Source organism: Planktosalinus sp. (assembly GCF_059864935.1).
Genome location: NZ_JCBCCK010000005.1, coordinates 1 through 8,513 on the forward strand (window position 1 = coordinate 1; position 8,513 = coordinate 8,513).

Genomic DNA, 8,513 nt, shown 5'->3' on the forward strand with positions numbered 1-8,513 from the left:
AGAGTTGTCCATGATGTGGGTTGCCAAGCTCATTTTTAGCCTGCTTCCAGAAAAAAGCAACCTGGTCTTGGTGATGGACAGGACAAACTGGAAGTTTGGGGACAAAAACATAAACATCCTTATGTTGGGGGTAAGTTATAAGTATTACTATACAAATTAGCTTGGGATTTTAACATGCCTTTTTTGATTGGTAAAAGTAAATCAGATATGTTTAAATCTCAAATTCCTAAAATTAAAATGCAGATTGAAGCAATTTATTTTAAACTTAACAACTCAAAATTCCGAACATAATAGCCTTAAACATATTGATACACCCACCAAATTAAAGCCAACTGGAGTGGGATTCTTAAAATTAAAACCCATTTCGGCAAATTCATCGAAGCCTTTTTATCATTCAGCATATGAAAATGAACAGTAAGGAAAACTACAAGCATAATAATAATTCCCCATGCGGCAATGTGTTGATGTTCGGGTATTAAAAGCATCATTCCCAAAATCATTTCAAAAATACCGCTCCATATCACCATATTTTTATGTGCAGGAATGTATGGCGGCATAATGCGCTCATACATTTTAGGTTTCCTGAAATGGTTGACTCCGGCGAGTATTAATAGAAATCCCAGTAGGTATTGATGCCAAGGTAACATAGATGCAATTTTTTTCAAAAGTAGGTAATTTTAATTGCATACTGTATTTCAAAAAAGGGTTTTACTTTGAAAGCAATTTTAGAATGATTATATTGAAGTCTTTTAAAAAAATAAATAGATGAAATATCAATGGCTTATACTATTCTTGTTTGTTTTTCAAACATTTTCGGCTCAGGAATTTAAGAAAAAAGCAAATGTATTAAACTCCTCAGAAGATTTGAATGCGCTGATTTTAGCTGCCTGTGAGAAAAAGCTTGTCTTGCTTGGCGAAGCCAGTCACGGCACCCATGAGTATTATTACTGGCGTGACCAAATTAGCCGAAAGTTAATAGGGAACCACAACTTCAGTTTCATTGCCGTTGAAGGCGATTTTGCCAGTTTGTATGAACTTAATAATTATGTCAAAAACAGGGAAGGAGCTGCATCATCAGCCCGTGAAGTGCTGTTGAAACTGGACAGATGGCCCATCTGGATGTGGGGCAATGAAGAGGTGGTTGCTTTGGCAGAATGGTTGAGAGCACATAACGATCAACTTCCACAAGAACAAAAAGTAGGCTTTTACGGTATGGATGTTTATGACGAATGGCGTTCAAAAGATGTGGTACTTGAAATTTTGAGAAGCTCAAACAATCAACTCTATGAATCCGTAAAAAAACAATATGAATGCATTCGGCCATATAAAGGTGACAGCTGGGGCTATGCAAATGCTGTGCGATTGGGTAGAAACCCTTGTGATTCAGCTACGAAAAACACTTTGGAACTCATCAAAAACAACCGCAACCAATTGAGCAGCCTAAATGATGACGCCTATTTTTACCTGCTTCAAAATGCAACAGTGTTTCACAATGCCGAAAAGTTCTACCGAAAAAGTGTCACCCAGGAGGATGCTGCCTCTTGGAATTCAAGGGTTACACATATGCACAATACAGTGACAGATTTACTCAATTTATACGGTGAAAATGCCAAAGGTATCGTTTGGGCACACAATACCCATATTGGCGATGCATCATTTACAAGTATGCGCAATTTTGATCAGAAAAACATCGGACAGTTAAGCCGGGAATTGCATGGGAGTGACCACGTTTTTCTAACGGGCTTTACAACCTATAAAGGAAAAGTCATGGCCGGTGCTTCCTGGGGAGCACCTATGCAGGAAATGACCATTCCCAAAGCCGTCGCCAATAGCGTGGAGTCAAAATTTCACAAAACCGGACTGGAATCTTTTTACCTGATTTTTGATGAAGATGACAGAAGTGATAATCAAATGAATCAAGTTTTGGGCAACAGGGCAGTGGGCGTAGTTTACAACCCGGGAAACGACAGCCGACAGTTTGTGCCCACCATTTTACCGCTCAGGTATGACGCCATAATTTATTTCAGGGAAACCAAAGCATTACAGCCACTCAACAAATAAATTTAATCAAGATTATTTTTTAGTTCAATTCCTTACCTTTGCCTTCGCAAAAATCAGATATGGAATACGCAGAAAATATACTTGGGACTATTGGAAATACACCTTTGGTAAAAATCAACAAACTGGCTGAAGAAATCCCCGCTTTGGTACTGGCAAAATATGAAACCTTCAACCCCGGAAATTCTGTAAAAGACAGAATGGCCGTGAAAATGATTGAAGACGCCGAAGCCGACGGAATACTAAAACCCGGTGGCACCATCATTGAAGGCACCTCAGGTAATACCGGAATGGGGCTTGCCCTAGCAGCTATTGTAAAAGGGTATAAAATGGTGTGCGTCATCAGCGACAAACAGAGTAAAGAAAAAATGGACATACTACGTGCTGTGGGAAGCGAAGTGATAGTTTGTCCCACCGATGTAGCTCCTGACGACCCGAAGTCGTACTACTCAACCTCTGCACGCCTTGCCAAGGAAACCCCAAACAGTTGGTATGTCAATCAGTATGACAATTTAAGCAACACACAGGCACATTATGAAACCACCGGACCTGAAATCTGGAGACAAACCGATGGTAAAGTAACCCACTTTGTAGTGGGCGTTGGAACCGGTGGAACCATTTCAGGAGTTGGTAAATATTTAAAAGAACAAAACCCTAATATTAAGGTATGGGGTATTGATACTTACGGAAGTGTGTTTAAAAAATACCACGAAACCGGGGTTTTTGACGAAAATGAAATTTACCCATACGTCACCGAAGGCATTGGTGAAGACATCCTTCCAAAAAATGTCGATTTCAGCATCATTGACGGTTTCACCAAAGTAACCGATAAAGACGCCGCAGTTTATACCCAGCTATTGGCCAAAAAAGAAGGTTTCTTTTTGGGCAACTCTGCCGGAGCTGCTATGAAAGGGATTTTGCAACTTAAAGAACATTTCACTAAGGACGATGTGGTAGTGGTCTTGTTTCACGACCACGGGAGTCGTTATGTGGGTAAAATGTACAACGACGAGTGGATGAAGAAAATGGGTTATATTGATTAACCAATATTTTTCAAAAAAAATGAGATAGAGCATCCCTTAATTTTAAGGGATTTTTTATTTTTAATGGATGCAAGAAGACTTTTTACATTACATCTGGAAATTTCAAAAATTTTCAACATCCAATTTGATCAGTCAGAGTGGTGAGCCCATTGAAATTGTTCAGCAGGGAAGTCACAATCTCGATTCCGGTCCTGATTTTTTTAATGCACAAATCAGAATCGGCAATCAGCTTTGGGTGGGCAATGTTGAAATTCATTTAAAATCATCTGACTGGTATGCCCACCGGCACGAAAATGACCCGGCTTATGACAATGTAATCCTGCATGTGGTTTGGCAACACGATGTGGATGTTTTCCGAAAAGACAATACAGTAATTCCCACTTTGGAATTAAAAAACCGAATTGATAATTCAACACTTTCAAGCTACAACAAGCTTTTTTCAGGCAAGAAAAATTGGATTCCCTGTGAAGATTCCTTTGCAGAGGTGGATGATTTTGTACTTCAAAACTGGCTGGAACGACTCTATTTTGAACGGCTTGAAAACAAGTCAGATTTAATATTTCAACTGCTCGAGCTTTCAAAAAACGATTGGGAAGCAGTGCTTTTTATGATGCTTGCCAAAAATTTTGGATTAAAAAACAACGGGCAATCATTTTTATCGATGGCCAGGTCTTTTGATTTTTCGGTATTGCGGAAACTTCAAAAAAATCAAACTCAGATAGAGGCACTTTTGATTGGTCAAGCAGGTTTATTAGAAACCGAATTGGATGATGATTATTTCAACAAATTAAAATCAGAATACCATTTTATAAAAAATAAATTTCAACTTGAAAACCGTGATGTACTTCCGGTTCAGTTTTTCAGGTTGAGGCCGGTAAATTTCCCGACAATCCGGTTGGCACAAATGGCAGCCTTGTATTCTGAGAACCATCAATTGTTTTCAAAGGTCATTTCTGCTAAAAGCAAAGAGGAAATTTATGAGCTATTTAATAGTAGTGCTTCAACCTTTTGGGACACCCATTTTCATTTCAATTCCCTTTCGCCCAAGCGAAAAAAAAGATTATCGAAAGCGTTTATTGATTTGATTATAATCAATACGATACTTCCGGTTGTTTTTTGCTATCACAAACACACGGGAAAGGAAATACCTGAAACTTTACTCGAATTGATACAAAGTATTGAGCGTGAAGAAAACAATGTGATTGCAAAATTTAACGCCCTTAAACCGGTTGCTAAAAACGCCCTGCACTCACAGGCGTTGATAGAGCTAAAAACAAATTATTGTGATAAGCGAAAGTGTATGCAATGTGGAGTGGGGGTTAGCCTTATAAATGTGTAAAATAAAAACCTATTTTTTAATAAACCTGAACTGTTTCAGGTTGTTTGACTCATCACTTATAATTAAGAAATAAGTTCCTGTTTTGAGTTTCATTATTTCCTTTTGAGTTGTATCATAGGAAGGGGTTTCAAAAAGAATTTTGCCTGAGACATCAAGAACCATAAATTGTGAAACACTTTCCGGGTTAGTGATATGGAGAACATCTACAATCGGGTTTGGATAAAGGGTTAAGCCATTAATTTCCACATCTGTGACAGACATTGTGCAATTGGTGGTTGAAACAATTACATTATTTGGGTTATAACCACTTACAGAGAGCGCATACTCTTCACCGGGGTCTATACAAATAAAGGCAAGCTCTGGCAGGTCATCAAATCGAAAGCCAAAATACAGCATGTCTGGGTCTGCACCAGAAATTGCCCCATTTTTCATGTTGATATAGGTCAGATTAGGATTGGATTCACAGTGAAGTTCAATAAAATTTGGGTTTTGGCTTCCATCGATTTCTTCAATTAAGTTGTTTCCTATGTATAATGTATAAAGATTTACTAAGTTTGAAATTGAAATTTCTTCTATTTGATTGTTATTGCAATCAAGATACTCAAGTTCGATTAGGTGGTTTACTTCAATTTCAGTTAATAAATTTCCAGAAACATCAATTTCATTTAAGTTTGGTGTAGGAGTGAAATCAATATTTGTAAGCTGGTTATTCGCTATCCAAATAGCTTCAAGAGTATTTAAACCGGTTAAATCTATTTGAGCTAAATTATTGTTGTTAGCCCATATCCACCATATATTATCCAGTCCACTTAAATCGATTTGGGTTAACGCGTTCCCATGAGCCCATAGTGTGGTTAATTGGCTCAATCCGGTAATATTTAGTGAAGTTATTTGATTGGACGAACAAAACAGAAGTTCTAAGTTTGTTAAAGCCGTTACATCAAGTGTGGGTATTAAATTGCTTGAGCACCTTAACTCTGTAAGATTTGTGAAGTGTTGGATACCTTCCATATCTACAATTTTATCATTCGATTGTGTAGAATTCACATTAAGTGTTGTGACAGCAAGTGCTTCACTAAGCTGAATAATTCCATCTCCATTGGTATCGACTCCCTGATTGATTAACTTATTTAAAAATACCGCATCAGGTATGTTTATGTCTTGAGAGTAACTAAAAATAGGGAGTAAAAGAAACAAAAATACAAGAGAGCTTTTCATTTTCTTGATAGTTTGAAGAAACAATATACAAAAATAATGGATATTAATTTCACAATTAATACTTTTGCTAAGTTAAACTTTAAGATATGTCTAACCTCATTTTCAACATCCGCACCTTTTTTGAAAAATACGGGTTTGCCGTTTCCTCAAGGGTGGCAGACAAACTGGGTATGCGTGCCAAGAGCGTCAGGTTATTTTTTATTTACACTTCATTTGCAACTTTGGGTTTTGGATTTGTTTTATACATCACTTTGGCCTTCTGGATTAAGCTTAAGGATTTGGTTTACACCAAACGTACTTCGGTTTTTGATTTGTAAATTTCCGCTTTAGCAAAATAGCCAAAAATCCAATATTGATTTTAATTCCAAAAAAATTTGAATTCGTTTTTTTTTTTAGCATCTTGCCTGCACTTTTGTAAAAATTAAAAACTAACTACCTTTTTTAATATGATTTCAAAACATATTGCCGCAATACTGTTGCTTTTATCTGCAGTAGTATACTCACAGGAACTTACAGTTAAAGAACGAATTACAAACCCTTCTAATATTATAAACGATGGTGTCATTGAGGTGACTGTTGACGGGGGTGTTCCACCATATACTTATAAATGGAGTAACCAGGGCACACCTTTGCATTCAAACAAGGCTGTTAATCTTGTTGAAGGGGTTTCTTATACCGTGACAGTAACTGATGCAGAGGGTAGAACTGTGACAAAAGAGTTTACAGTGCCCGCAGAAGCAATTACTGAAAGGTTTAACGGCACATTTGCTCCCATTGTTTCCGGAATTGGGAGCGTTTTATTCTGGGATCCTTTTTCTGCCATTGGGATTTATGACCCCGTTGTTTATGCTGATGAAAAGTTAGTGCCTGCCCCAAGATGGGAGCCGGGAATAGAGGGTGTTTTTATATTAAAAAAGTGGTTAAAGGCAGATAACGCTAAAGTTAAGGAAGGTGATGCCATAGCCATAATCGAAAAAGATGGTGAAGATCTTGAGGTGTATGCATCGGCTGATGGCACTTTAAAGCACCTTACTAAAGAAGGCAATGCCATTTATGATTCAACAAAAGGTAAAGATGTCATTGAAGCCGGAGCCCATAACTTTGCTTCAATTATATATGACGAAAAAGTACCGATTCTTCATCCCAATGGAGATAAACAGCAAAAGCCAATCCCTTTTATTGTTATCTGGTTAGTTATTGGTGCTATTTTCTTTACAATAAGAATGGGCTTTATAAACATAAGGGGCTTTAGGCACGCTATAGATCTGGCTCGTGGAAAATATGACGACCCCAATGCCCCCGGTCAGGTAACACACTTTCAGGCATTGACAACTGCTGTATCAGGTACAGTAGGGCTCGGTAATATAGCCGGCGTTGCTGTGGCAATTTCCCTGGGTGGGGCAGGAGCTACATTCTGGATGATTCTTGCCGGTCTTTTGGGAATGTCCTCAAAATTTGTTGAATGTACACTTGGGGTTAAATACCGTGAAATTGCCCCGGATGGCCGTGTTTTTGGAGGACCGATGAGCTATTTGAGAAAAGGACTTGAAAGACAAAATAAAAAGAAATTGGGAAAAGTATTGGCTGCTGTGTTTGCGGTGCTTTGTGTGGGAGCCTCTTTTGGAGGAGGAAATATGTTTCAGGCCAACCAGTCATTTGAAGCTGTTAAAGGCCAGATTCCCGCAGTAGCAGAATATGGAGCTATGTTTGGTGTCATCATTATGCTTCTGGTTGCTGCTGTGATTATTGGTGGGATTAGAAGTATTGCTAAAGTGACATCAAGAGTGGTTCCTTTTATGGCAAGCATTTATATTATTGCCTGTATCATTGTCATCAGTGTAAATATCGAAAACATAATCCCTGCATTTACGGCTATCATTGATGGAGCTTTCAGCCCGTCTGCATTAAAGGGTGGTGTGATAGGAGTTTTAATTTTAGGATTCCAGAGAGCGGCATTTTCTAATGAAGCAGGTATAGGGTCTGCAGCAATTGCTCATAGTGCAGCAAAAACAAATAATCCGCCATCTGAAGGATTTGTATCCTTGTTGGAGCCATTTATCGATACAGTAGTTGTTTGTACTTTGACAGCCTTGGTTTTAATATTTACCGGTAAGCATGAAGTTGCAGATATGGCAGGTGCACAACTCACATCAGATGCTTTTGGAACCGTGATGGCATGGTTCCCTTATGTGCTGACCGGGGCAATATTCTTATTTGCATTTTCAACCATGATTTCCTGGTCTTATTACGGAATGAGAGCATGGACTTATTTGTTCGGGAAAAGTAAAAGAACTGAAATGGCTTATAAACTTTTATTTCTTATCTTTATAGTGATAGGTGCTTCAGTAAGTCTTGGCGCTGTGCTGGACTTCTCTGATATGATGATTCTCGCTATGGCATTTCCAAATATCATAGGTCTTTATTTGATGTCTGGTGAAGTGCGTGAGGATCTAAGAGAGTATATGAGACGATTAAAAGCAGGAGAACTCTTTACCAAACAAAAAGTTGAATAAAAATGTTTTGTAATGGACAAATTAAAATCTCATTTCAGGTTTTCTAGAAAACAACGAAATGAGATTTTGTTTTTATTGGGGCTTATTATAGCAGCACAAGTCATCTACTTCAATATTGACTTTAAAAACAACCCGGTCATCGATTTGGAATCTGAAAAAGTTGTGACATTGCAACGGCAAATCGATTCCCTCAAAGAAATTGCAACTGTAAATAAACAACCCGAGCGCAGAAAATTCAATCCCAATTTTATCACCGATTATTCCGGATTTACTTTGGGAATGACTCCTGAGGAAATTGACCGTTTGCACAAATTCAGGGCAGAAGGAAATTGGGTCAATTCT

Annotated in this window: 7 protein-coding genes and 2 pseudogenes; 7 read left to right on the forward strand and 2 right to left on the reverse strand. The window is 38.0% G+C overall.

Annotated features, from left to right (window positions below; all coding sequences use genetic code 11):
• Nucleotides 1-142: pseudogene (locus AC6F75_RS00120) on the forward strand (IS4 family transposase); the annotation flags it as partial.
• A gap of 154 nt (nt 143-296) precedes the next feature.
• Here AC6F75_RS00120 and AC6F75_RS00125 read toward each other — a convergent pair.
• Nucleotides 297-665 (reverse strand): DoxX-related protein, encoded by a 369-nt coding sequence (locus tag AC6F75_RS00125; protein ID WP_500712896.1) that lies wholly within the window; start codon nt 663-665, stop codon nt 297-299.
• A 100-nt stretch (nt 666-765) separates the two neighbouring features.
• Here AC6F75_RS00125 and AC6F75_RS00130 point away from each other — a divergent pair, with 100 nt between their 5' ends.
• The 3 genes from AC6F75_RS00130 to AC6F75_RS00140 all read left to right on the forward strand — a co-directional run bounded on the left by AC6F75_RS00130 (nt 766) and on the right by AC6F75_RS00140 (nt 4,440).
• Entirely contained in the window at nt 766-2,061 is a 1,296-nt protein-coding gene (locus tag AC6F75_RS00130) for an erythromycin esterase family protein (protein ID WP_500712897.1), read from the forward strand.
• A gap of 59 nt (nt 2,062-2,120) precedes the next feature.
• Nucleotides 2,121-3,101 (forward strand): pyridoxal-phosphate dependent enzyme, encoded by a 981-nt coding sequence (locus AC6F75_RS00135; RefSeq protein WP_500712898.1) that lies wholly within the window; start codon nt 2,121-2,123, stop codon nt 3,099-3,101.
• A gap of 67 nt (nt 3,102-3,168) precedes the next feature.
• A complete protein-coding gene (locus AC6F75_RS00140; protein ID WP_500712899.1) occupies nt 3,169-4,440 on the forward strand; it encodes a DUF2851 family protein in 1,272 nt (423 codons plus the stop codon).
• 9 nt (nt 4,441-4,449) lie between these two features.
• Here the strand turns inward: AC6F75_RS00140 and AC6F75_RS00145 are convergent, their stop codons facing one another.
• The gene (locus tag AC6F75_RS00145) at nt 4,450-5,658 is read right to left on the reverse strand and encodes a leucine-rich repeat domain-containing protein (protein ID WP_500712900.1); all 1,209 of its coding nucleotides are present in this window, start codon (nt 5,656-5,658) and stop codon (nt 4,450-4,452) included.
• A gap of 86 nt (nt 5,659-5,744) precedes the next feature.
• On the opposite strand from AC6F75_RS00145, the gene AC6F75_RS00150 reads away from it, so the two are divergent.
• From AC6F75_RS00150 to AC6F75_RS00160, 3 genes and pseudogenes are all read left to right on the forward strand, one after another.
• A complete protein-coding gene (locus tag AC6F75_RS00150; protein ID WP_500712901.1) occupies nt 5,745-5,975 on the forward strand; it encodes a PspC domain-containing protein in 231 nt (76 codons plus the stop codon).
• A 129-nt stretch (nt 5,976-6,104) separates the two neighbouring features.
• The gene (locus AC6F75_RS00155) at nt 6,105-8,171 is read left to right on the forward strand and encodes an amino acid carrier protein (protein ID WP_500712902.1); all 2,067 of its coding nucleotides are present in this window, start codon (nt 6,105-6,107) and stop codon (nt 8,169-8,171) included.
• Between the two features lie 12 nt (nt 8,172-8,183).
• Nucleotides 8,184-8,513, forward strand: a pseudogene (locus AC6F75_RS00160) (hypothetical protein); the annotation flags it as partial.

Bases quoted from the DNA above. Each gene is read 5' to 3' on its own strand.
- AC6F75_RS00140 (WP_500712899.1), top strand. From the start codon at position 3,169: ATGCAAGAAGACTTTTTACATTACATCTGGAAATTTCAAAAATTTTCA.
- AC6F75_RS00155 (WP_500712902.1), top strand. From the start codon at position 6,105: ATGATTTCAAAACATATTGCCGCAATACTGTTGCTTTTATCTGCAGTA.
- AC6F75_RS00135 (WP_500712898.1), top strand. From the start codon at position 2,121: ATGGAATACGCAGAAAATATACTTGGGACTATTGGAAATACACCTTTG.
- AC6F75_RS00130 (WP_500712897.1), top strand. From the start codon at position 766: ATGAAATATCAATGGCTTATACTATTCTTGTTTGTTTTTCAAACATTT.
- AC6F75_RS00145 (WP_500712900.1), bottom strand. From the start codon at position 5,658: ATGAAAAGCTCTCTTGTATTTTTGTTTCTTTTACTCCCTATTTTTAGT.
- AC6F75_RS00150 (WP_500712901.1), top strand. From the start codon at position 5,745: ATGTCTAACCTCATTTTCAACATCCGCACCTTTTTTGAAAAATACGGG.